Origin of the sequence: Psychrobacter sp. W2-37-MNA-CIBAN-0211 (assembly GCF_040309405.1) — a bacterium.
GTDB classification, from domain to species: domain Bacteria; phylum Pseudomonadota; class Gammaproteobacteria; order Pseudomonadales; family Moraxellaceae; genus Psychrobacter; species Psychrobacter glaciei.
This window is the reverse complement of sequence record NZ_JBEOOU010000014.1, coordinates 58,598-81,847: the sequence shown is the minus strand read 5'-3', so window position 1 is coordinate 81,847 and position 23,250 is coordinate 58,598. Positions and strand designations below refer to the sequence as shown.

General features: G+C 42.1%; 21 protein-coding genes. 7 read left to right on the top strand and 14 right to left on the bottom strand.

Features of this window, described 5'->3' with window-relative positions; all coding sequences use genetic code 11:
* Positions 1 to 29: 29 nt before the first annotated feature.
* The 3 genes from AAEY72_RS12085 to AAEY72_RS12075 form a co-directional block, all read right to left on the bottom strand.
* Positions 30 to 407 carry a hypothetical protein gene (locus AAEY72_RS12085; RefSeq protein ID WP_352310670.1) on the bottom strand — a complete coding sequence of 126 codons (378 nt, stop codon included), beginning with the start codon at positions 405 to 407 and terminating at the stop codon, positions 30 to 32.
* 368 nt (positions 408 to 775) lie between these two features.
* A complete protein-coding gene (gene groL, locus AAEY72_RS12080) occupies positions 776 to 2,425 on the bottom strand; it encodes a chaperonin GroEL (RefSeq protein WP_189586337.1) in 1,650 nt (549 codons plus the stop codon).
* Between the two features lie 97 nt (positions 2,426 to 2,522).
* Entirely contained in the window at positions 2,523 to 2,816 is a 294-nt protein-coding gene (locus tag AAEY72_RS12075) for a co-chaperone GroES (RefSeq protein WP_025652227.1), read from the bottom strand.
* 850 nt (positions 2,817 to 3,666) lie between these two features.
* Between AAEY72_RS12075 and AAEY72_RS12070 the strand changes: the two genes are divergently transcribed.
* Complete coding sequence (locus tag AAEY72_RS12070; protein WP_352310669.1) at positions 3,667 to 4,437, top strand: DUF3108 domain-containing protein; 771 nt, start codon at positions 3,667 to 3,669, stop codon at positions 4,435 to 4,437.
* A 90-nt stretch (positions 4,438 to 4,527) separates the two neighbouring features.
* Here the strand turns inward: AAEY72_RS12070 and AAEY72_RS12065 are convergent, their stop codons facing one another.
* Both AAEY72_RS12065 and wrbA read right to left on the bottom strand, forming a co-directional pair.
* Positions 4,528 to 5,001 (bottom strand): hypothetical protein, encoded by a 474-nt coding sequence (locus tag AAEY72_RS12065; RefSeq protein WP_210541401.1) that lies wholly within the window; start codon positions 4,999 to 5,001, stop codon positions 4,528 to 4,530.
* Positions 5,002 to 5,057: 56 nt separating this feature from the next.
* A complete protein-coding gene (gene wrbA / locus AAEY72_RS12060) occupies positions 5,058 to 5,675 on the bottom strand; it encodes an NAD(P)H:quinone oxidoreductase (protein WP_240216603.1) in 618 nt (205 codons plus the stop codon).
* Between the two features lie 321 nt (positions 5,676 to 5,996).
* Between wrbA and AAEY72_RS12055 the strand changes: the two genes are divergently transcribed.
* From AAEY72_RS12055 to AAEY72_RS12040, 4 genes are all read left to right on the top strand, one after another.
* Positions 5,997 to 7,550, top strand: a complete 1,554-nt coding sequence (locus AAEY72_RS12055; RefSeq protein ID WP_352310668.1) for a YihY/virulence factor BrkB family protein — start codon at positions 5,997 to 5,999, stop codon at positions 7,548 to 7,550.
* A gap of 162 nt (positions 7,551 to 7,712) precedes the next feature.
* The gene (locus AAEY72_RS12050; RefSeq protein WP_352310667.1) at positions 7,713 to 9,329 is read left to right on the top strand and encodes a DUF2254 domain-containing protein; all 1,617 of its coding nucleotides are present in this window, start codon (positions 7,713 to 7,715) and stop codon (positions 9,327 to 9,329) included.
* 116 nt (positions 9,330 to 9,445) lie between these two features.
* Positions 9,446 to 10,717 (top strand): cation:proton antiporter, encoded by a 1,272-nt coding sequence (locus AAEY72_RS12045; RefSeq protein ID WP_352310666.1) that lies wholly within the window; start codon positions 9,446 to 9,448, stop codon positions 10,715 to 10,717.
* A gap of 33 nt (positions 10,718 to 10,750) precedes the next feature.
* Complete coding sequence (locus AAEY72_RS12040; protein ID WP_352310665.1) at positions 10,751 to 11,896, top strand: PIN domain-containing protein; 1,146 nt, start codon at positions 10,751 to 10,753, stop codon at positions 11,894 to 11,896.
* A 125-nt stretch (positions 11,897 to 12,021) separates the two neighbouring features.
* On the opposite strand, the gene AAEY72_RS12035 is transcribed toward AAEY72_RS12040, so the two are convergent.
* Genes AAEY72_RS12035 through AAEY72_RS12025 form a run of 3 tightly spaced genes read right to left on the bottom strand, consistent with a single transcriptional unit; the run spans position 12,022 to position 14,902 of the window.
* Positions 12,022 to 12,570, bottom strand: a complete 549-nt coding sequence (locus AAEY72_RS12035) for a DUF2127 domain-containing protein (RefSeq protein WP_352310664.1) — start codon at positions 12,568 to 12,570, stop codon at positions 12,022 to 12,024.
* Positions 12,563 to 13,774: a dihydroorotase gene (locus AAEY72_RS12030; RefSeq protein WP_502945376.1), complete on the bottom strand. Its 1,212-nt coding sequence runs from the start codon at positions 13,772 to 13,774 to the stop codon at positions 12,563 to 12,565. The genes AAEY72_RS12035 and AAEY72_RS12030 overlap by 8 nt, the downstream gene beginning before the upstream one ends.
* A 54-nt stretch (positions 13,775 to 13,828) precedes the next feature.
* Positions 13,829 to 14,902: an aspartate carbamoyltransferase catalytic subunit gene (locus tag AAEY72_RS12025; protein WP_352310663.1), complete on the bottom strand. Its 1,074-nt coding sequence runs from the start codon at positions 14,900 to 14,902 to the stop codon at positions 13,829 to 13,831.
* A 389-nt stretch (positions 14,903 to 15,291) separates the two neighbouring features.
* Here AAEY72_RS12025 and AAEY72_RS12020 point away from each other — a divergent pair, with 389 nt between their 5' ends.
* Positions 15,292 to 16,275, top strand: coding sequence for a class 1 fructose-bisphosphatase (locus AAEY72_RS12020; RefSeq protein WP_352310662.1), 984 nt, complete (start codon positions 15,292 to 15,294; stop codon positions 16,273 to 16,275).
* 102 nt (positions 16,276 to 16,377) lie between these two features.
* Positions 16,378 to 17,172, top strand: coding sequence for a TrmH family RNA methyltransferase (locus AAEY72_RS12015; protein ID WP_240216611.1), 795 nt, complete (start codon positions 16,378 to 16,380; stop codon positions 17,170 to 17,172).
* Between the two features lie 115 nt (positions 17,173 to 17,287).
* Here the strand turns inward: AAEY72_RS12015 and AAEY72_RS12010 are convergent, their stop codons facing one another.
* The 6 genes from AAEY72_RS12010 to AAEY72_RS11985 form a co-directional block, all read right to left on the bottom strand.
* The gene (locus AAEY72_RS12010) at positions 17,288 to 18,478 is read right to left on the bottom strand and encodes a cupin-like domain-containing protein (protein ID WP_352310661.1); all 1,191 of its coding nucleotides are present in this window, start codon (positions 18,476 to 18,478) and stop codon (positions 17,288 to 17,290) included.
* A gap of 507 nt (positions 18,479 to 18,985) precedes the next feature.
* A complete protein-coding gene (locus AAEY72_RS12005; RefSeq protein ID WP_010196802.1) occupies positions 18,986 to 19,918 on the bottom strand; it encodes an electron transfer flavoprotein subunit alpha/FixB family protein in 933 nt (310 codons plus the stop codon).
* 132 nt (positions 19,919 to 20,050) lie between these two features.
* The gene (locus AAEY72_RS12000) at positions 20,051 to 20,800 is read right to left on the bottom strand and encodes an electron transfer flavoprotein subunit beta/FixA family protein (RefSeq protein WP_010196801.1); all 750 of its coding nucleotides are present in this window, start codon (positions 20,798 to 20,800) and stop codon (positions 20,051 to 20,053) included.
* A gap of 451 nt (positions 20,801 to 21,251) precedes the next feature.
* Positions 21,252 to 21,812 carry a DUF421 domain-containing protein gene (locus AAEY72_RS11995; protein ID WP_240216613.1) on the bottom strand — a complete coding sequence of 187 codons (561 nt, stop codon included), beginning with the start codon at positions 21,810 to 21,812 and terminating at the stop codon, positions 21,252 to 21,254.
* A gap of 263 nt (positions 21,813 to 22,075) precedes the next feature.
* Positions 22,076 to 22,288 carry a cold-shock protein gene (locus AAEY72_RS11990; RefSeq protein WP_010196799.1) on the bottom strand — a complete coding sequence of 71 codons (213 nt, stop codon included), beginning with the start codon at positions 22,286 to 22,288 and terminating at the stop codon, positions 22,076 to 22,078.
* 355 nt (positions 22,289 to 22,643) lie between these two features.
* Positions 22,644 to 23,069 (bottom strand): hypothetical protein, encoded by a 426-nt coding sequence (locus AAEY72_RS11985; protein ID WP_189586300.1) that lies wholly within the window; start codon positions 23,067 to 23,069, stop codon positions 22,644 to 22,646.
* Between the last annotated feature and the right edge of the window lie 181 nt (positions 23,070 to 23,250).

Genomic DNA, 23,250 nt, shown 5'->3' with positions numbered 1-23,250 from the left:
TTAAAATTGTTGATGAGAGAACGAATAAATTATAGAGAAATCTCAACTTCTATCTTAATTGGTCTTTTTAGATGAATAGTCACTTTAATATTAATAGACGCTGCTTCTGGCGGCTCATTATCTAAAGCGCCATTGACGATATGTGCTATTTTCATCGCTTCTATTTCTTTGAGCTCAAAGCCGCTCGCTTTGGCATTTTTCATAACCTTTTCGTAAATCTCCTTTTCATTGGTATTGCGTTCTTTGTTATCAAACGACAGCTGCATCACTTGTGGTCGTTCAACCCGAGACATGCTCATCGCTTTTTGAGACGTTTGCATACTATTCTGAAATTTATATTCAGCTGAACTAGGAACAGAAAATAGAGCTAACGCTGATACTGCCATCACAATCGATAGTATTTTCATCTGTTAATTCCTTCTGGTTTGATTGGTTGCTTGTGACTCATAGCGAATATATTCGCTATAACAACTATATCTTAATAATCAGTTAATTGAAAATTTAAATTGATATTAGAAATATTAATCAAATTTGATATAAAAACCCCAGTAAGCTTAGCTCGCTGGGGTTTTTCTGTGTGACGCTAACTATCGTATTAAACGCAAAAAAAGCCCTGCTATCTTTCGATAACAGGGCTTTAATGATTAAACAGACTTTGTGACGTTGGTAATACTTCTAGCGAAAAGCGATTTATCGAGGAAGACTAGCGAAAATAGTACCTATTGTACATTAAGCGCATCTGACGAAGAAAAATCGCTTTGCAGCAGAAGTAAAATTACATCATGCCGCCCATTCCACCCATACCGCCCATTCCACCGCCAGCACCCATGCCAGCCATACCGTCATCGCCTTGTGGCAAATCAGTAATCATGACTTCAGTGGTTAGCATTAGACCGGCAACAGATGCTGCGTTCTCTAGCGCTGAACGAGCGACTTTAGCTGGATCAAGGATACCCATCTCTAACATATCGCCGTATTCGCCAGAAGCTGCGTTGTAACCGTAGTTACCGCTACCGCTCTTCACTTCGTTAACTACCACTGAGGCTTCTTCGCCAGAGTTGGTCACGATTTGACGTAATGGTGCTTCCATTGCGCGACGTAAGATATTGATACCAGCATTTTGGTCGTCATTATCACCACGTAGCTCAGACAATGCATTCATTGCACGAACTAGAGCAACACCGCCACCAGGGACAACGCCTTCTTCAACCGCTGCACGAGTGGCATGTAGCGCATCATCAACGCGATCTTTCTTCTCTTTCATTTCAGTTTCAGTCGCAGCGCCAACTTTGATAACGGCAACGCCGCCAGCCAGTTTAGCCATACGCTCTTGAAGCTTTTCTTTGTCATAGTCAGACGTTGATTCTTCAACTTGACGTTTAATAGACTCAACACGGTTTTCGATATCTGCTTTGTTACCAGCGCCATCGACGATAACGGTGTTTTCTTTACCGACAGTGACTTTCTTAGCGGTACCAAGTTGCTCTAGAGTCGCAGTCTCAAGGCTCAGACCAATCTCTTCAGAGATAACCGTACCGCCTGTTAGCGTTGCGATATCTTCTAGCATCGCTTTACGACGATCGCCAAAACCTGGTGCTTTAACGGCACAAGTTTTTAAGCCGCCACGCATGTTGTTCACAACTAGAGTTGCCAATGCTTCATTTTCTACGTCTTCAGCGATGATTAGCAATGGCTTGCTCTGCTGCATGACTTGCTCAAGTAATGGCACGATCTCACGGATGTTGCTGATTTTTTTGTCAACCAATAAGATATATGGGTTTTCAAATTCAGCAGTCAGGCTGTCTTGCTTGTTCGCAAAGTACGGGCTGATATAACCACGGTCAAACTGCATACCTTCGACAACTTCTAAGGTATCTTCAAAGCTTGAACCTTCTTCAACCGTGATAACGCCTTGCTTACCGACTTTTTCCATCGCTTGAGCAATCAACTCACCAATTTTGGTGTCTGAGTTGGCAGAGATAGAACCAACTTGGGCAATCGCTTTTGAATCGTCAGCTGGGGTAGATAGCAAATGGATTTGCTCAACAGCAGCACGTACCGCTTTATCGATACCGCGTTTTAGATCCATTGGATTCATGCCAGCGGCAACTGATTTCATGCCTTCTTGCAAGATTGACTGAGCCAATACCGTTGCAGTCGTTGTACCATCACCAGCGACATCGTTGGTACGGCTAGCGACTTCACGAACCAATTGAGCGCCCATGTTTTCAAATTTGTTTTCAAGCTCGATTTCTTTGGCAACCGAAACACCATCTTTAGTGATGGTAGGTGCGCCAAACGACTTATCGATTACCACGTTACGACCTTTAGGGCCTAGTGTGACTCGTACTGCGTTTGCTAGAACGTTTACGCCGTCCATCATTTGTTTACGGGCATCTATGCCGAATTTTACGTCTTTTGCCATGTTAAATTACTCCACTATTATAAGTATGAGAATGCAATTAAATGTTTCAATGATATTGTCAAAAATGCGCTGAGTATAAATTAATACTCAAAAAGGACTAGCCTTCTAGCACACCCAATACATCAGATTCTTTCATGATAAGTAGTTCTTCGCCGTCAACCTTGACAGTTTGACCAGCATATTGACCGAACAAAACTTTGTCGCCAGCTTTTACATCTAACGCGCGAGTTTCACCGTTGTCACGAATCTGACCGTTACCAGTGGCTAGCACTTCACCTTGTGAAGGCTTTTCTTGAGCAGAACCAGGAAGCAAGATACCACCAGCCGTTTTTGTTTCTTCTTCTATGCGGCGGACAACAATACGATCATGTAAAGGACGAATATTCATCAATATGTCTCCAATAATTTAGTTATTTACAATAAGGGTTTATTTGAATTAATGGTCTCAATACCAATATCTATAAGCATTACCGCTTAAAAGCAGCATTCTAAAGATAAGCTTTGAGCTTGTATCAAAAAGTGGGGGCAAGATGGGCTAGCTTCAAGTGTAAACGCCAAAAATTTACAAGATTATTCTAGGGTCTGTTGAACATTCAAATATTAGGACTGCTGATCGCTAAAATCGCATCAAACCTTTTATCGAATCAGCGTAAACCGACGATAATGTCGAGACCTTAGCTAGGTTTGCAACAACGTTTGGAGTGATTTTAGCATCAGCCTTTCAGGGCAGGACTATTTTTTGCCAATACATGGCGAAATTGTCTAACCTAGAATGACTAGGCGTCAAAAATTTCACTGCGTATTGTCTAAAAAATAGCCACTGCCAGTTCCACATTTGAATGTTCAACAGACCCTAATGATAATTCGGTATTCAGTGTTTTCTATCATTTAATATTATTTGGCAAATGCCATGTACTAACTTTGGAAAAATGAGAAGTGAATATATTGAGGAATGCTGGCTGGATAAAAGGCTGAATGAAAGGCGGCTAAATCGCGGTACTTAATATAGAACCTGTGTTTTATTTGTCTCTTATTTCTGACTTTACAGCAAGTTACCTCTAATCGTTGGATCAAGCTTTATAGCAACATTTGCTACAAGCACTACACGTACCAGTCTGCTGTTGCTCTTGAAAATGTAACAGAGTATGACCATTATAGGGGCTAGAAATATAAGCTATCAGCATAATAAGAACTATCGATAAAAGCTGCTATATCAGCATCATATTAACTAAGGAACATCCATGAGTTTTTTATCAAAAAATAAAAAGTCATCAATAGCCGATTCTAATAACACCACACGTAGCAAGTCCAAACTCTTAACCGCCTTGACCACGGGCGCCAGTATTGCTGCAATCGGAGCTTTAAGTATGACCGCACCTACCCTTGCCAGCGCAAAAACCATTCAACCATCGAACGCCAATTATAGCTTTACGGTTGAAGACAAATATAAAGGCACGGCTACCCGTACGCTCAACAAATCGGGCAATACATGGAAGTACAATGTCAATGCACGGGTGGCTGGCGTCGCAAGTGCGGCACAAAATAGTACGTTTACCATCAATGGTAACAATGTGGTCCCAACTCAGGCCAGTACCACCTATAAGCTCCTAGGTATTGGACGTACACATAAATTAGACTTTAACCCAAGTAGCAAAAAGGTCACCAGTAACTATAGAGGCAAAACCTCAACCATGAGTATGACGCAGCAAGCCTTTGATGATTTGAGTCTTGAGGTGCAAATTCGCCAAGATTTACTGAACGGTAAATTCTCAGGCAATTACTATATGGCGAAGAAAGATAAAATTGAGAAAACACCCTTTAAAAAATCTGGCAATACCAAAATCACCGTGCCAGCTGGTACCTTTGATACCGTGCGCGTCGATCGTATCCATGATGACAATAGCCGCTCTACCAGTTTTTGGTTAGCGCCAAGCTTAGATTATTTACCGGTAAAAGTAAGTCAGATTAACGATGGCAAAAAGATGGACTTAGAATTAACCAAAGTCAATTAAGGCTTTTATCACACTAGTAAAAAGACGAAAAAAAGCGGCGCTCTAATGTAGAGCGCCGCTTTTTTATGCTGGTAAATCAAGAATAAACGACTAGCGAGAACGAGGCTGCTTAACGACATTATTCATCGATGGCAGACGCTTTAGTAAAATAAATAACCAAACATTGATTGCAAATAGTAAGACAAAATCAAGCAAATAAACCAAAATTTCAATCACGCTGCTGCCATAAAAACGAGTAAACAGCACGACCCCACTAGCCCCTAAGTATACTAAGGTCAGCATACTGCCAATCAATAGCATATAGGGCGAGCGGCCGCGTAATATCACTGGTGTCAAGATAAAAGCCGGAATCAACCACAGCGTTTGCCAAGCGATGCCACCAATGATATCAGGGCTAGTCGGATTAAAAACACTGATCATAATCGGCAAGGCCAGTAACCGGTATGCCATCCAAACCAACCACGTGAGTAGCAAGCGTTGACGCATCGGTGCAATAGGCTTGCCAGCGTCAGTAGCTTTTTCTATTGGGGCATTAGCCTTGTTATCAGAACGGTTAATAGCCATTAGAAGTATCTTTTCCTTATAAGCAATATATCAGTGCGGCTTAGCATCAGTGCGACTTAGCGACCAAAGTTAGCCTTTGCTAAAGCCGTCGCCGTAATGGCAAGTCTACGACCTTGCGCAATTGCCAATTCACGCTCATCAGCAGATACCGGTTGATCATGCAACGCGCCGCTAACATGACTCACGCCATAAGGCGTACCACCACGATTGGTACGATTGAGGGCGGGTTCTGCATACGGTATACCCACGATCATCATGCCATGGTGCATCAACGGTAACATCATGGTCAGCAGTGTCGTCTCCTGACCACCATGCATCGAGCCGGTCGCTGTAAATACCGAAGCTGGCTTGTTTTGTAGATTGCCTGCCAGCCAAAGGGTGACCGTATTGTCCCAAAAGTATTTCATGGGCGCGGCCATATTGCCAAAGTGCGTCGGGCTACCAAGTGCCAGACCGCTGCAATCTTTGAGATCATCCATCGTGCAATACAAATCACCGTCGTCCGGTATCGCAGGCTTGCTTGCCGTGGTTTCGGGTGCAACGGTAGGCACAGTACGGATACGTGCGGTCATGCCAGCATCCTCAATCCCTTGTGCAATCGCATATGCTAATGTCTTAGTCGTACCATAACTCGAATAATAAAGCACCAAAACATAAGGGGTGGTCTGACTCATTAGCAAAACTTCCTCATAAAATCGTCGACGTTATTGTCTTTAGCAGTATTCGCAGTGTACCAGCGTTTTACGCTGCCATTAGGCTGTCAATTTTTGCACAGCCACTTCTATGCCTGTGTATCGTCCAAGGTTAAACACTAAAATATATGTGCACATTATGCCCCAGTCATTGACTGACATGCAAACAAACGCTGCTCGACATTGTAGCGAGCCAAACCCGTTAACGGTGGCTACCGTGCATTTTGACACAATTATTTGGCAGATGCGGGCGGTACATTTTTGTTACACTATTGTCACTCTTATCGCTGCTAAATGGTCGACATGGAAAACTTATTAAAAAAACTCCCATTTTTACACCAACGATGGTTTCAGTTCTTACGATTTTTGACCCGGCATTTTTTTGAAGACAACTGCCAACAAAAAGCGGCGTCACTTACCTATACGACCATGCTATCTATTGTACCGATATTAACGGTGCTACTGATGATTTTATCCTCAGTACCAGCATTGGCTTCGGTCAGAGCACAGATTTATGAGGTGATTTATAGCAACTTGCTGCCACAATCAAGCATGCAGGTCAGCGAGTATATCAATAGCTTTGCGGAAAAATCATCAAACCTCACCATCATTGGTGCGATGGTGTTATTTTTTACGACCATCATGACTTTGACGACCATTGAGCGCGCTTTTAACCAAATCTGGCGCGTAGAAAATCGTTCAGGTGGCATCAAAAGCATGCTGCGCTATTGGACCATCGTTACCCTAGGGCCGCTTGTGTTGGGTACGGCATTTATCGCCTCAAGTACCGTGCAAAGCCTGAGTTTTTTAAACCGCCAAATTGCGGGTTATGGTATTGATTGGTCTTTTTGGGTACAAGCCGTCTCAATTGGCATCACCATCGCTGGTTTTATCGGGATGTATTGGTTTATCCCAAAAGCTCGCGTGCCAGCAAAAAATGCAGCGATTGCCGGTATCTTTGTTGCCATCGTCTTTGAGCTGATGAAGCATCTTTTTGGTACTGTGATGGCAAACTTTACCAGTTACGAAGCGATTTATGGTGCTTTTGCCGCGCTACCTATCTTTTTATTATGGATATATTTGTCTTGGAATTTAATTTTGTTAGGGGTTGAGATTAGTTATACCTTGACGATTTTTGAAACTGAGGAAGTCTACCCACGCCATCCACTGCTTAGCTTGTTAGACATGCTAAATCTCGTATATACCCATCACTTAGAAGGTGAAGCGGTTAGTGAACAAGCACTGCGTAATGTGCTGGGTCGCAAAGAGCTACCAAAGTGGTATACCTATATTAACTATCTGCAAGATAGCAATCTCATTACTATGACCGAAGACGATGACTATGTGCTCAAAAAAGACTTGAGCAACATGACGTTATGGGACTTTTATCGTACATTGCCTTATCCGCTGCCCATTAAGGATGAGCTGGACGAGATGAATCAAGAAGATCAAAAACCTTGGCTAAGCCTATTGGTTACTCGATTTGAAAATACTGAGGCATTTGCCAAAGCACAGCTAAACTTACCATTGGGCACTATCTTCACAAACAGCGAGCCTCGCAAAAAATCAGCAAATGACGACGCTGACTCTCATCCGCATAAGAGGGACAAACTGTTTAGAAAAACGATGACTACCCCAACTCAGCAATTAGCCAAAGATACTTCAGACGTTCATAATGATGTCCCGCATTTTGACCCTGTGGCGTATGATAGAGACAGCGATGTAGATTGCGACAATCATGACCATGAAATTATTATTCCTAAAGACACTGGCGAACAACCAGTAGAGACCGATGCTGGTAGACGCGAAGGTAAAAACACTATCATTACTGAAGCAGACAATCCAAAAGCAATATGAGTAAAATCAGTAATTGAGCGGTAATAGTACGGTTAGCAAGGGAAACCCACCCCGGTTGGATGTCATGCTTGCCGTACTTTCTTGTATTGAACTGATGATAAATTTTAACCAACAAAGCAATATAACTGTCAAATAACTATAATTTTGGATACCTCAATACCTATGGCAGCCAATGACCATGCTAAAAACAGCCTCTTTACCCGCGCTGTCAATACAGGACAAAACGGACTAAAAAATCTCGCACAGTTATGGTCGCTAAAGACGCTAACCGACTTGCCTGATCGCTTTAGAAACCTTTGGGAGCATTTGATTGGCTCTTATTGGTTTATCCCGACTGCTTGTGTACTCGTGGGTATAATACTTGCGCCTATCTTAGTCACGATTGATGAGCACTTTGACCGTGAAACCGTCAGGGAGCTAAGTTTTGCCTTTACGGGCGATGATGATGCGGCACGCGCAATTATGACCGCGATTGCAGGGGCGGTACTTGGCGTCGCAGGTACCACGTTTTCGATAACTATTGCCGTATTGTCGATGGCCTCCTCGCAATTTGGGCCGCGATTGTTACGTAATTTTTTGACAGATACGCCAAATCAATTTGTCCTAGGTGCGTTTATCGGTACCTTTAGTTATAGTTTATTGGTCTTAAAGTCGATTCATAAGTATGATGTTGCGTTTGGTGTACCGCAGTTAGCAGTAACCTTTGCCATTATCATGGCGATTATCTGTGCCTTGTTACTGGTATATTTTGTTCAACATATGGTACATGCCATTCAAGCATCGCACGTCATTCAAAATGCCAGCAACGATGCGATTAAAAGTATTTACCATTGGTATAGTGACCAGTGTGATATCACACATCAACGTGATGTTGAAGACAATGACGTTGAGCAGTTTTACGCTTGGCCGAAGACGACTATCTATTCGCCAAGCTGTGGTTACTTACAACAAATTTATCTAGAATCTTTGATCACATTGACACAAGACTACGGTGGTGTGGTGCAAATCCATGCCAATCTTGGCGATTTTGTCACTGACAAAAACGTCATTGGCGATTTTTATCAACGCCCAGCTGATCATCCAAACAACTTAAAAAGGACGAAGACAGCACACTTGGCTGTTATACCGCGTACACCCGACGGTATGTTTTGGCAGCGCTTTGCCACCTGTATACGTATTGAGCAGCGCGTAACACACTCTAATGATATCGCTTATAGTCTAGGACAAATGACCGAGATAGCTGTGCGTGCCCTGTCTCCTGGTATTAATGATCCCAAAACGGCGGTCAATTGTGTGCAGTCACTGACTACTTGCTTGAGTATTATCATGCGTCGTCAACCACCAAGTCCTTATCACTTTTATACGCCACCAACGCAAAACGACGACGCTGATACTAGCAAAGAGCAACGATTTACAATGCTAGCTGTCGTCACTCATACACCAAGAATATCAGACTTTATTGATACTTCACTTGGTGAGATACGCCGTTACGCGACTGCCGACTTGATGGTACTAAAAGCCCTCTGTCAGGCAATGGTCGATCTGAACTACGCTCGAGTAAATACAGCACAACAGCAAACCCTGCTGCACGAGCTGAAATTGGTCGCGCGCGCAGGCGAGGAAAATCTGAGCTATATCGAATTAATCGATGATCTAAAAGCCATGTGCCAACAGGCAAAGCAATTTATCCTTGACGACGATGCTGCTCATCAATATTTTGCATATGTTGGTGAGTTTGCTGCCCACATTGATAAAGCGCTACAGACAGAATCAAGCTAATGATCTGAGTTATTGGCACATCGAACGCCAGCAGATAAGAACGAACATCCTATTTACGCAACACTCATAAGCTTTTGGCTTAGAGATATCTTTACATTCACCCTGAGACTTCTTTCATGGCATCTACCACCAGTCTGACCATCCTTGAAATCAGCGCGATTTTTTTATCTATTACCGCTTTATTGACCTATGTTAATCATCGCTTTATTGGTTTGCCCACCACCATTGGTGTTATGGTCATCTCCATTCTCTTATCTATCGGCGCGATTTTTTTGGGCTTTTTAGGCTTTGACCAGCTCATTGATTATGAGGTCAGCTTATTAGAGCAGCTTGATTTTACTGAAGTACTGCTCGATGGCATGCTTTCTATGCTGTTATTTGCAGCAGCGTTGCACGTCAATATTAGTGATTTAAAACGTTATAAATTACCCATTGGTATTCTTGCAGGTATCGGCACCATAGTGTCATCGTTACTCATTGCCACTGCCCTGTATTTTATGCTGCCCCTATTTGACTTTGGCCTACCTTTTTTGTGGTGCTTATTGTTTGGTGCTTTAATATCACCGACTGATCCAATTGCGGTCATGGGTATCCTTGCATCGGCTGGTGCGCCAAAAAGTATAGAAACGGTCATTGCTGGTGAGTCCTTATTCAATGATGGCATCGGCGTCGTTATTTTTGTCTTGCTGCTTGGGATTTTGTCTAGCGGTGATATTCCGACCGCTAATTATGTAGCACATACCTTGGCTGTCGAGGCTGGTGGCGGTGTTGTCTTTGGCTTAGTGCTAGGTGCGATTTTGTATTATTTACTAAAGAGCATTGATAGTTACCAAGAAGAGGTGCTATTAACGTTAGCGGGCGTCATAGGCGGCTACGCGCTGGCCAGTCATTGGCATTTATCAGGGCCCCTAGCCATGGTAATGATGGGATTAATGGTCGGCAACCGCGGTCGCGAGCTGGCGATGAGTGATAAGACTCGCCACTATATTGATTTGTTTTGGGAGTTAATAGACGAAATTCTCAACGCTATTTTGTTTGTTTTGATTGGTCTTGAAGTTGTGATAATCGCCTATTCGGGTAACTTATTTATCGCAGGTGGTCTGACCATTATCATCGCTCTACTAGCAAGGCTGATCGTGGTTGGCATGACTACTAAGACCTTTAGCCGTCAACTTAACTTGCCAGCTGGTGCATGGAAAGTGCTGACATGGGGCGGATTGCGCGGTGGTATCTCGGTTGCCCTAGTACTACAACTGCCTATAGGCACAGAGCGCGATATCTTATTGGCACTTACTTATGCCGTCGTCATTTTCTCCATCTTGGTGCAAGGCTTGAGCGTCGGCAAAGTCGCCAAAAGCATTCGTACGGATGACGAAAAAACAGTATAGTTCAAGTAATACATGACAAAATTTGGAGATATTATGAGCGCAATAGAGTTAGATTTTGGTGCAATTACTATTGATAACTCGACGTTTAAGAGCGAGGGTTATAAATTTGATGAAGGTTTACTTGCCCAGATGAAACAGTTTAAAGAAAGCCCTGTAAGAGTCCTTCAAACCGATATAGTACATAACGAAGCTATCAATCATATTGGTCAAGAAATAACAAAGACTCGCACTGCTATTGGGCAAACGTTGAGGTCTGCGAATAAACAGTTAAAGATAAAATCTGATGTTATAGAAAACGCACGAGAATTACTTTCGATAGATGGTAGTGAAGCTGAAATAGCAGAAGCGAGATTAAAAGAATATTATGAGCTTATCGGTGCTGAAATAGTAGATTCAGAAAAACACACTGATCTTTCTCTTTTAACGAGAATGTACTTTTCTACTGAAGCTCCTTTTGAAGATAAAAAAGATAAAAAAAATGAGTTTCCGGATGCTATTGCATTGTTATCTCTTGAAGGATGGGCTGAAAGAAACGACATAAATATTATTGCCGTTAGTGAAGATAATGGGTGGAAAAACTACTCTGAAGGTTCAAATAGGATCACATTAGTATCTTCACTAGCAGAAGCACTGGAAAAATTTCAGCCTCATAACAAGGTTGCAAGTATTATTGAAAATATAAGAAAAGGCTCTCTACTCGATAATAACAACTATGTTCTCCAAGAAATCGAGCAGGCAATCATAGATAGTATTGATGGTTATGATATTTGGATTGAAGCCAGCTCATATTTAAGCTTTGAATGGGAAGATACTTCTGCTGCTTATATATCTCATTATCTAGATAAGGATCAAGAAGGACTCGTCAAAATTAGAGTTATAAGCATAAACGATGAATCAATAGTTCTGAAAGTAGGAACAACGGTTAAAGTTGAAGTTGAGGCTAGCTTTGATTTTTCAGTACGAGACTCGATAGATAAAGATTATGTTGGTATCGGAACTAATGTTTGTACTACCATTGAAGATTATCATACTGATATTTTACTAACTCTTACTGGAGACTTTTCTCAAGACTTTGATAATATTGAATTTTCTGACATTGAAGTTCTAGAAACTATAGGACAAGCTAATTTTGGTGAAATTGAGCCTGACTGGAAAAGTGAATATGAAGATGAAGATTAATAAATAAACAGTCCTCAAAAAAGCTTAATATTTTAATTGATATAAATTTTTACTTTTCTTTAATATCAAAGTCCACACCATCAAAGAGTTGATCGTGTGGACTCCTACTTATATACAAACGCCTACTATATCAAACCTTTTTGCTTCATATTACGATACACCACAATAACGATGACAATGTTTAAAATAAAAATAGCCAGCTTAAACCAGTCAAAGGGACGGGCGATCAGATAATACAGTTCTATGGGAATAAATATTCCGTAGCCGATGACACTGAACCAATAGGCCCATGTCTTATCTTGCCACAAGCCATAAGCTTCAATGAAACGTATTGCTGCATAGACAAATATAAATAATAGAAATAAAGGCCAATTTTTACTTGCCTGCTGGGCAATCCGCACGGTGCTGTCGATTTGCGGTGCAAGGAAATGACCCAAGTTCTGCTGCCAAGTTTCTGTGGCAGTGGCGAGCCAACGCTCAAGGTCAGTATGCCATAACCATAACGCGACTGCCCCGAGTAGCGCACTGACCCCTTTAGCCACTTCATAGACAGCTACCGCTTTAATCGACTCACTAGATTCACCGCGCAACCTATCGTCATGACTTGACCGGTCATGGCGATTAGCCTTCGAAGATGTCTGTAAATCCTCGTCCCGATGGGGAAAATTAGCCAAAGAACGTCTCCACGACGCGCCCTTGCAATTTCTGATTAAAGAACGGCGTGTTTTTACCATTTGACAGCATCGATTGCGCAGTGACTTGCCACTCGATATTCGGATCGACCAATACGGCACCGCCAATGTGTTCATATTGCGTGCTAATGCCAGCGATTTTTGCAGGATTCAGACAGATTTTATCGACCAACTGCTCTAGCGTTAGTACGTCATCATTGACCAGTTGACATGCCAGCGCCATAAAGGTATCAAAGTTTGAAATACCGGGAGTACAATCGGCAAAGGGCGCTTTTTTGGCAGTACTGTTCAATGGCTCATGATGACTACAAATCGCATCAATGGTGCCATCTCTTAATCCACGACGGATGGCTTGCTGATCTGTATTACTGCGCAGTGGCGGTAACACGTAAGCTTGGGCGTTAAAACCCTCTAAATTGTCATCGGTTAAATACAACTGATGCATGGCCACATCACAAGTAACCGGCAACCCTTTATCCTTCGCCCAGCGCATTAGCTCGATGGAGGACTTACATGACAATTGGCTAAAATGCGCGGCTATTCCCGTTTCTTCGACCATTAATAGCTGAGTAGACAAGGCCACAGTCTCTGCAATCCATGGAATACCTTTTAGTCCATGATATGAGGCAATATAGCCCTCATGTGCCACCCCATCTCCTGACAGACTGGACTCGTCAGGATAAAAGAAAACTTTCATCCCAAAGGTTGCAGCATATTCTAAAGTACGCAGCAATACCAAATCATTGGCAAAAGGTCTACGCGCATTAGAGACCGCAATACAGCCCCCTTTTTTGAGTCCTGCGATATTAGACGGACGCTCACCTTCCAAACCTGCCGTTAGTGCACCCAAGATATGCAAATAAATACCGCCATCTTCAAGCGCGCGCTCACGCAAACCTTTTAACAGCGAGCCGTTTTCTAAGATAGGATTGGTATCGGGTGGCGTCACTACATGCAAAAAACCATTGGCTCGAGCAGCGCAACCTTCTGACTTTAGCGTACCGTGTTGTTGTTGGCCTGGTTCACGTAGACGGGCACACAAATCAACCAACGGTGGCAGTAACCACATCTCGCGTCCAGCCTCAAGGCTAGCCAGCTTATCTCTCGCAGTATCTGAAAGTGATGCTTTAAAAGTATCAGGGAGATGGTCAATGAGCGGTGCATCAGTATTGAGCATAGTAGACATGAGCGTTATTACCGTATCAATAAAATAAGTGAGAATAAAACAGCGCAGCAGCGATTACTTACCAGCTGCTTGATGAGCGCGTTGACCTTCCATCGCAAGCGACAATACCGCCATACGAATAGCAATACCGTTATTCACCTGCTTTAAAATCACAGATTGTGCCCCATCGGCAACGCTAGAGGCAATCTCCACCCCACGATTCATAGGCCCTGGGTGCATCACCAACGCATCAGGTTTAGCAAGTGCGACCCGCTCTGGAGTGATGCCATAGTGCTTATAGTATTCATTTGATGACGCCAGTAATGGCGAGCCAATACGTTCGTTTTGAATTCTCAAGCCCATAATCACATCGCAGTCTGTCACACACTCATCCATGTTTTCATAAACTTGCACACCAAAACGCTCAATGCCTTTGGGCAGCAATGTACGTGGTGCGCAGACGCGAATATCTGTAACGCCTAGCGTTTGCAAGGCGCTGATGTCCGAGCGCGCGACGCGTGAATGCTTTATATCCCCAACGATTGCCACCGATAATTCTTCAAAAGGACGCGGCGCTTCACGGTGAATGGTGAGCATATCCAGCATCCCTTGGGTCGGATGGGCATGCCAGCCATCACCGCCATTGATGATAGCAATGTCTGGTGTGACTTCGGTCGCCATAAAGTGGGCAGCGCCTGAAGCAGAGTGGCGTACGACGAAAATATCCGCCGTCATGGCTTGTAAGTTCCACAAGGTATCTCGCAGGCTTTCCCCTTTTTTGGTGCTAGAGCGTTCAATATCGATATTGAGCACATTGGCACCCAGACGTTTTTCTGCCACTTCAAAGGTCGTACGCGTGCGCGTTGAGGGTTCAAAAAACAGATTCATCACCGTGTAGCCTTCCAGCTCAGGACGATTGATTAGTTGTCCATTATCATCAAAAAATGTCTCAGCTTTGGCAATAATCGCCTGCAATTGGGCTTTATTTAACCCTTCTACGCCCAAAAAATGCCGGATGCCGCCATCTGTATTAAGCTGTGGACGACTCAACGAGGTATTTAGTTTTTGATGAATGGTATCGGGGTCGAATTTGGCATAATCTGTCGGTGAGATGCTGTGTGTTGCGCTACTATCAATAGAATTTGACATAATGACAAGTCTTTATCGTTGGTTTATATGAGTCAATAATAACGGATTATTCATCTTTGTTTGTTCATTTATAGCGGATACGCACAGATACAGGGACATTTAGGCGCTTATTTGCTACAATTTACCCTAATAGTATAAGCGATGTAAAACAAGTTCGGCAGCGCTATTAGATAATAGTCATAGACCTATACCCACCACAATAAAAAACCAGTTCTCTAAAACTATCAATGAATAATAACAGAGATAGTGTAGCTGATTTTGTGTGTGGGACAAAGACGCCGTACCACCTATTTAAATATTTACCTGCTCCAAGAGTGGTTAATGCTACCTGCAAACTGCTTTAGCGCTTATCTTTTTTCAAATTTCTAGGCCATTTATTAGGAAGCCTCATGACGACCTTAGCACACTATTTAAACGCCAATGCGACCAGCCCTGCATTGAATGACGTCATTATGACGGTCACAGACGTTGGCAAAACTATTTCGCAGTTGCTTAGAAAAGGGGCATTGGCAGATATCTTGGGTGAAGCCGGCAATCAAAACGTCCAAGGCGAAGAGCAAAAAAAGCTAGACGTACTGGCAAATGATTTATTGCTTGATGCGTTGGAAAAAAACACCCATTGCGCAGGTGTTGCCTCAGAAGAGCTTGATGATGCTACCGCCGCCAATGCTGATGGCAGTCTTTTGGTATTGTTCGACCCCCTTGATGGCTCATCAAATATCGACATCAATATGGCAGTGGGCACTATTTTCTCTATTTTGCCGTATGAGCGTCAAGGTCAAACAAGTGAAAATAGCGATTATTTGCAAGCGGGTAATAAGCAGCTAGCAGCTGGCTATTTGTTATACGGCACTTCTACCGTCCTAGCATTGACCATAGCAGATAACGTTGTCATGTTTAGCTTAGATCCAGACACCAATGATTATGTACTCATTGAAGACCATGTCCAAATCGATGCTGATACAAGCGAGTATGCTATCAATAGCTCAAATTATCGCTACTGGCGCGCGCCCATGCAACAGTATATCGATGAACTGATTGCTGGCGAAGCTGGTGTGCGTGGTCGCGATTTTAACACCCGCTGGGTTGCCGCCATGGTTGGTGATGTGCACCGTATCTTATGCCGCGGTGGTCTCTTCACTTATCCGTTTGATACCAAATACGCTCACAAAGCAGGGAAATTGCGCTTGATGTATGAAGCCAACCCAATGAGCTTATTAATCGAGCGTGCTGGTGGCGGTGCTACTGATGCTGTCCATCGTATCCTAGATATCGAACCGACGGATATTCATCAACGCGTCCCAGTGGTACTCGGTAGCAAGAATGAAGTCAATTATATTAAAGACTTACATGTGAAGCATGCTGGTCAATAAGTCAGCCAAACCAGTCCGGCAACACTCATTATAATGTCCATCACTGATGTTGATTTATAATGAGTGTCCAAATTCTCTATCTTTTTTTCTAAGCGATCCATTATGGTAGCAAATCCCACCGAGCTGATTACCTCAGATAAAAATACGACGGTCAAGCTGGTCAAGGCCCTATTGGCGCAAGCTCGACAGCGTAAAAAACAAGGTCAAACTGTCATCGAAGGAATTCATCTCATCGATGCAGCTCTGCGTAGCGACTACCCATTTACCCAAATATTGCTAGCAGAATCCGCCCATAACCATTCTGAGGTACAGCAGGTTTTAACTCGTCTGCCAACCTATACGCCTATTCTAACGCTATCAGACTCGCTATATGAGAGTATTCGTAGCTTGGGTACGGGTATCGATATTATGGCGCTTATCAATATACCGACGCCTAGCTTAGCGATAATTAATGATGACTGCCTGATTCTGAATGATGTTCAAGACAGTGGTAATGTTGGTACATTACTACGCACCGCAGCAGCAGTTGGCATTAAGAACATACTCTGTACCGATGCCACAGCACAAGCATGGTCTCCTAAGACGCTAAGAGCAGGTATGGGTGCGCAGTTTGCCCTAACTATCTATGAAGGTCTAAGTGTGCAAGACATCTTAGATTATGTCCAAGTACCACTTTTAGCGACCAGTTCACATACCGATACGATTATTTATCAACATGACTTGAAAGAGCCAATCGCTTGGATTATGGGACATGAAGGTCAAGGCGTTTGCGATGAACTGATGCAGTGTGCCACCCCTATCGCTCTACCACAGCCCAATGGTCAAGAAAGCCTCAATGTCGCCATTGCAGGCTCATTATGCTTATATGAAACGCTACGTCAAAGAAGCTACTCTTAAAGCGCACTGTCATTTATGTAGTACAGATAAAAGATTGATAAAAAAAAGACTGGATAAATATATTTATTCAGTCTTTTTTTTATTTAGATCTGATTCACTCAACTCTACATACACATCAATTTTGTGCTTCCATAAAGCTCGCGGAATAGTTGTTCGGTGCATTAAAGTTAGTAAAACTAATACTAATAGATTTTTCCAGTCCATTCACACAATGCCACCACCCGATAGGAATGAATAATGCATCGCCAGCTTCAATAGTGATTTCAACTGGAGTCACATGCCGCATCAAAGGATGTTTCTTCAGATCAAAAGTAGGAAAATTTACTTCACTATATACGTGTAAATCATTGTATAACCAAGGTACTTGCCATGCTGGAATCAATGTTACTTTCTTAGCACCATATACTTGAACCAGCATATTATTGGTCAAATCGTGGTGTAGCGGTGTAAAGGTTCCTTTGGGTCCCATCCAAAAATACGTACTAAAGGCCGCATCATTGTCTAAAAGCTGTCGATAACCTTTACCAAAATCACCGATGTCATCGAGTGCCGGTTTAATGGTTTCAACGTTTTGTTGCGTATTATTAGCAGTCATATAATAGTTGTTACTTTCGCCGTCATTTTCTATTATATTAATAAATTCAGACATCAGCATTGATTTACGATACTTATCAGAATGACGTTCAAAAAGCGCATCATTCTCGCGGTTGAACTGCACCTGAATTTCTGCATCCCCCAACGTATCTGCAAAATACTGTGGGCTCCATTTTTTTAGTGCTGGCCAATGGTCAATGCCTTTTTTTAGTACCACAGGCTTATGTTTACTATAGTAATCTTTGATAAACACCTCAAACGGTGGCGTATCGATCACATCAATTTTCTGATTATAACCAGGATCTAACTTGGCCAAGTCATCGCAGGTGCTAAGCAACCATTCTCGTTTTTTTAGGAGCTTAGCGGCTTTAACGCCTGCCTGTAGGTAAGGACTTTTAGAAGCCGTTTCTATTTCTAGTAATATCTCCGCATGACTAAACCCTTGCTGCGTCAATACGTTCGCAATACTGTTTTTACTCGTGCCTTCAAGCAAATTGGTAGCGACCCATTCTTTCCAATTATTTGGTAGCCTACGAATCGGTTGTTTACTGTCGTTTGCTGCTACCTTAAAATCATCACTCAGTGCGACTTTGATTTGAGCGTCTGAAAAGTGATTATCCTTTAGTGTTTGAACGATTATCTCTGCTCGAACACCGCGCATCATATTCGTTGTTACCCAATCATTCCATTCTTGAGGTAAGCGTTCTGACATGTTTAATCCTGCCTCCATTAGTATCTCCTAATCCCTTAACGTACTAATTAATTGGTCTATCATTTAGTCATCTATAGTCAGATCAATCTGAAAAAATACAAATCAAATGATAGTATCAGTATAGTAGCTGACATTTATCGATTTGACTAGCGTGTACCCTCACTTTGATAAGTCTTATAAAATCTAAGGCGTATTACCGTTTTGAGAATAGTAATAAAAACAAGCTAAATTACAGCGATATAAAAAGTGGCATATAGTTGATACTAAATAAAATGGGTACATGACATTATGATGCGTGACTGGCACAAACTTTTCTTGCTTGCTGTGCCTACGCAGACAGAGGCTACGAAAAATTTATACCAGTCACGCTGTCTCTTTTTTATATTGACCTGACTATAGAAAATATCAGCATCTAAAATATCCAATAAAAAAGCCCCCGATTCATTGAATCGGAGGCTTTACGATTTATCATAGATTAAGCGATATCAGACGCTTAATCGTTCAAGCTTACACCTTGCTGGTTAGCTCAGGCAATGCTTCAAACAAATCAGCTTCTAAGAAGTAATCAGCAACGCTAGCGATAGGCGCTTCTGGGTCATTGTTAATAGCAACGATGACTTTAGAATCTTTCATACCAGCCAAATGCTGAATCGCGCCTGAGATACCAGCAGCGATATATAGATCCGGTGCAACGATTTTACCCGTTTGACCGACCTGCATATCGTTTGGTACATAGCCTGCATCAACAGCAGCACGTGATGCACCAACCGCTGCGCCTAATTTGTCGGCTAATGGCTCGATGTACTTGGTGAAGTTTTCACCATTGGCCAATGCACGACCACCAGAGACAACAATACCAGCTGAGGTCAATTCAGGACGGTCAGATTTCGCCATCTCTTCGTTAACAAAGCTTGATTTACCTGTTTCTTGTACGTTATCGATTGCTTCAACTGTGGCTGAACCACCTTCGCTCGCGACTGGATCAAATGCGGTCGTACGTACAGTCAATACCACTTTATCTTCTGATGTTTTAACAGTCGCTGTTGCGTTGCCTGCATAGATAGGACGCTCAAAAGTTTGCGCATCTACGACAGCAGAGATTTCTGACAACATGCTCACATCAAGTAATGCCGCAACACGTGGCATAAAGTTTTTGCCAGTCGTTGTAGCAGGTGCAATGATATGGCTGTAATCACCAGCAATATCAGCAACCAATAGCGCTATGTTGCCAGCCAATTGATGCTCATAAGCTGCATTATCAGCCAATAATACTTTAGCCACGCCTTCAGCTTTTGCTGCTTCATCAGCCACTGCTTGCGCGCCACTACCGGCGACCAATACATGGACATCACTACCCATTTGTTTAGCAGCAGCGATAGTGTTTAAAGTTGCCTTTTTTAGACTGGCATTGTCATGTTCTGCATATACCAAAATTGCCATTGTTTTTATCCTTTATTTGTTCGTATCATCTATTCATGTGGTCATCTGTTCGTAAAATTATTCGTACGCTTAGCTTTAAAATACACGAGCAGCGTCATGATAATTTTACACAGAATACGCTATAACAAAGTACTAGATTACTTTTGCTTCGTTTCTTAGCTTATCGACCAATTCATCAACTGACTTCACTGTAATACCAGCTTTACGTTCAGCAGGTGGCACAACTTTAATAATCTCTTGCTTAGAAGCCATATCAACACCAAAATCAGCTGGCGTTTTTTCATCAAGTGGCTTTTTCTTCGCTTTCATGATGTTAGGCAGTTTGGCATAACGTGGCTCATTCAAACGTAAATCAGTCGTAATCACCGCTGGCAGGTCAAGTGCAAGCGTTTGTAAACCACCATCAATTTCACGTGTGACGTTAACTTTATCGCCTTCAACTTTCACTTCTGAGGCAAACGTACCCTGACCAATGCCCATCAATGCGGCTAGCATCTGACCAGTCTGGTTGTTGTCGTCATCAATCGCTTGCTTACCCAATAGGATAATATCTGTAGATTCAGACTCAGCAATGCTTTTCAGAATCTTAGCGATTTGCAGTGGATAAGGCTTGGCGTCAGTCAATACTAAAACACCACGATCAGCACCCAATGCTAGCGCTGCACGGATTTGCTCTTGTGACTCTTTTGGACCAATTGATGCCACAATGATTTCATCAATCACACCCGCTTCTTTTAGACGAACGGCTTCTTCTACTGCAATTTCATCAAAAGGGTTGATTGACATCTTAGTGTTAGATAGATCTACGCCAGAGTTATCAGCTTTTACACGAACTTTTACGTTATAATCAATGACACGCTTGACCGCTACTAATGCTTTCATACGTTCCTCGTTTATTAATGTTATGAATTAAAAAATTGTCAGTTAAGAACCAAAGGTTCATCTTTTAAACTGTCGTTCAAATCGTCGTTCAAAGTGCTACTTAAGGTCGTTACTGCCTCAACAGCAAATTAATAGTCAGAAATGCCAAAACAATACCAAAGGGTATCGGTCTACTATTCCCTACTCATCAAATCTGTTAAAGCTAAGCCAACCGTTATTATCAGACCTATCTATCTTGCGCGAGCAGCGCCTTAAGGTCAAGGCAGTGCCGTGAATAATGCGTCATAAATTTGTCACTATTATTAAAAAAATAGTTTATAGACCTATTATTTACGGTTTCGTTCTAATAAGGGGCTTAACCTTTTGCCCTTTATAGCATTATCATCGCCTTACTTACTTAACGTTTTGTTATTATTTATCACCTCAAAGCTTTTTATGCGCTTAAAACACTTTATAAAGTGCTTTTATCAGGCTTAATCAACAAATCACTATCACGAATATCATCAAACAACGACCAATCGGGAGTGGTGTTATCATTTTTAATGACACTCATGTCCCCTGTGGTTTCCATAATAACTGCAAAGACTTCGCTCTTGGATTTGAGCCCATTTTTGCGTAGTACTTCTTGCACATCACTGGTACTCAAATTCGCTTCTTTTAGGTTGTCCAAAAAATATTCACCATGCGCCATTAGTATGATGGCCTGATTATCAATCAAGGATTTCAAGGGTTTGACTTTACGTCTGATAACTGAGATAACCCCTTGAATCATAAATAGCACAGCAACGGCGAATAAGCCTTGTAACAAAGACGGGCTATCGGACAACACTGTTGAGGCCAGTATGCTACCAATACCAACTGTCATGGCAAAATCATGGCTCGAGAGCTTAGAGAAACTTCGTAGCCCCATCAATCGCGTAAATAACATGAGTCCTAAATAAAACCCAAGCGCTGATAATGAAATACCCAATACTTGCTGCCATTCAATTGAAAACCATGTCTGCCACTTCATAAAATACCCTCTTTCCTGCATTTTTATTACGTAAATACGTTACATTATTTGGAATCATCGACCGTTCAAACCGCTAGTATTTAACGACAGTTATTTTCAATGTGAAATAAATGGCACAAAAAAAGCAACCTGATGAGAGGTTGCTTTTCTTTAAAGTCTAAACAGTATTTTTATTGTTTTAACAAACAAAGAAATCTATACATCTTGTTAAGATTAACATTGCTGAGAATACTGTTAACAGTGATACTCAACAGCCGTTAAAATTAGATGGCTTCGATTTGCTCAGCTTGTGGGCCTTTTTTGCCATCACCTAAGATGAAAGATACTTTTTGGCCTTCAGCTAGGGTTTTGAAACCGCCACCTTGGATAGCGCTGTAGTGAGCGAATACGTCTTGTCCGCCATTGTCTTGAGCGATAAAACCAAAACCTTTAGCTTCATTAAACCACTTTACAGTGCCTTCAACTTTATCTGACATAAATTTTCCTGACTCTTTAACTGTTGGCGAGACGTGTGTCATCACCGATTAATTGATATATACCCTAGATTTTTTGCTGAATGCGGCGGCTTAAACTCATAATATATCAAAGAGATAACTTATGGTTTTTGCCTCAAATCCATTGAGTACAGCTTGATTATAACAGTTTTTTTTGACTGCAACATATTAAATTACAGAGTTTTGTAAACAATATAAGAAGCCTTTAATCACCATTTAGCACCGTACTTTAATGGCTCGTTATCTCTTCTAGACCCTGTTTATTACTGTCAATTTTAATATTCTTGTTATATATATTCAATAATAAAAATTAGATCCTATCACTTTTTCCATACATTTACTGTGCTATAGGTAGCCATGGTGAGGTCAACACCAGTAAGCAAAGGGCAAAAAATATTAAAGAAAACGATTGGCTATAAGCAATATACTTAGCTGGTATGACCAAATCTTTGGGTGAATCTGGGATACCTTTACGCTTTAACAATTTGGTGCCGTAAACCCAACCAAACACCGTATAAATCCCGTATGCCGCAGGTACTGCAACCGCTAACGGCGTTAGATCGATCACGTATAACATCACCACAGAGATAAAAAACCATGATGTGTCTAGCAGCGAGCTGATTTGAAAAAACTTAGATTGTGGCAGCTTGCCATCGGTGCCTTTGAGCATCTCACCTTCGATCCAAATCAAAACAGCCACGACAGCACTAAGAGTAATATACACGAATTGCGGCGTTAGCCAGTCTGGAAAAGATATTTGCACAACATACAACCTGTAATCTATGGAAAAAAATAAGAAGAGAAACAACCACCGACATAGTCATCTAACTGAACCGACGACGCTTGCTTATATTGGGTGCTATTGCTAGTTTTCAACCGTTACTATTAAGACATTTTCAAAAATATCTTTGTATTGATAGCAATAAAAAACCCGTGCTATCACT

Bases quoted from the DNA above. Each gene is read 5' to 3' on its own strand.
- AAEY72_RS12010 (WP_352310661.1), bottom strand. From the start codon at position 18,478: ATGTCAGAACGCTTACCTCAAGAATGGAATGATTGGGTAACAACGAAT.
- AAEY72_RS12015 (WP_240216611.1), top strand. From the start codon at position 16,378: ATGGTAGCAAATCCCACCGAGCTGATTACCTCAGATAAAAATACGACG.
- AAEY72_RS12000 (WP_010196801.1), bottom strand. From the start codon at position 20,800: ATGAAAGCATTAGTAGCGGTCAAGCGTGTCATTGATTATAACGTAAAA.
- AAEY72_RS12070 (WP_352310669.1), top strand. From the start codon at position 3,667: ATGAGTTTTTTATCAAAAAATAAAAAGTCATCAATAGCCGATTCTAAT.
- AAEY72_RS12005 (WP_010196802.1), bottom strand. From the start codon at position 19,918: ATGGCAATTTTGGTATATGCAGAACATGACAATGCCAGTCTAAAAAAG.
- AAEY72_RS12065 (WP_210541401.1), bottom strand. From the start codon at position 5,001: ATGGCTATTAACCGTTCTGATAACAAGGCTAATGCCCCAATAGAAAAA.
- AAEY72_RS12045 (WP_352310666.1), top strand. From the start codon at position 9,446: ATGGCATCTACCACCAGTCTGACCATCCTTGAAATCAGCGCGATTTTT.
- groL (WP_189586337.1), bottom strand. From the start codon at position 2,425: ATGGCAAAAGACGTAAAATTCGGCATAGATGCCCGTAAACAAATGATG.
- AAEY72_RS12025 (WP_352310663.1), bottom strand. From the start codon at position 14,902: ATGTCAAATTCTATTGATAGTAGCGCAACACACAGCATCTCACCGACA.
- AAEY72_RS12020 (WP_352310662.1), top strand. From the start codon at position 15,292: ATGACGACCTTAGCACACTATTTAAACGCCAATGCGACCAGCCCTGCA.
- AAEY72_RS11990 (WP_010196799.1), bottom strand. From the start codon at position 22,288: ATGTCAGATAAAGTTGAAGGCACTGTAAAGTGGTTTAATGAAGCTAAA.
- wrbA (WP_240216603.1), bottom strand. From the start codon at position 5,675: ATGAGTCAGACCACCCCTTATGTTTTGGTGCTTTATTATTCGAGTTAT.
- AAEY72_RS12040 (WP_352310665.1), top strand. From the start codon at position 10,751: ATGAGCGCAATAGAGTTAGATTTTGGTGCAATTACTATTGATAACTCG.
- AAEY72_RS12030 (WP_502945376.1), bottom strand. From the start codon at position 13,774: ATGTCTACTATGCTCAATACTGATGCACCGCTCATTGACCATCTCCCT.
- AAEY72_RS12085 (WP_352310670.1), bottom strand. From the start codon at position 407: ATGAAAATACTATCGATTGTGATGGCAGTATCAGCGTTAGCTCTATTT.
- AAEY72_RS12050 (WP_352310667.1), top strand. From the start codon at position 7,713: ATGGCAGCCAATGACCATGCTAAAAACAGCCTCTTTACCCGCGCTGTC.
- AAEY72_RS11995 (WP_240216613.1), bottom strand. From the start codon at position 21,812: ATGAAGTGGCAGACATGGTTTTCAATTGAATGGCAGCAAGTATTGGGT.
- AAEY72_RS12055 (WP_352310668.1), top strand. From the start codon at position 5,997: ATGGAAAACTTATTAAAAAAACTCCCATTTTTACACCAACGATGGTTT.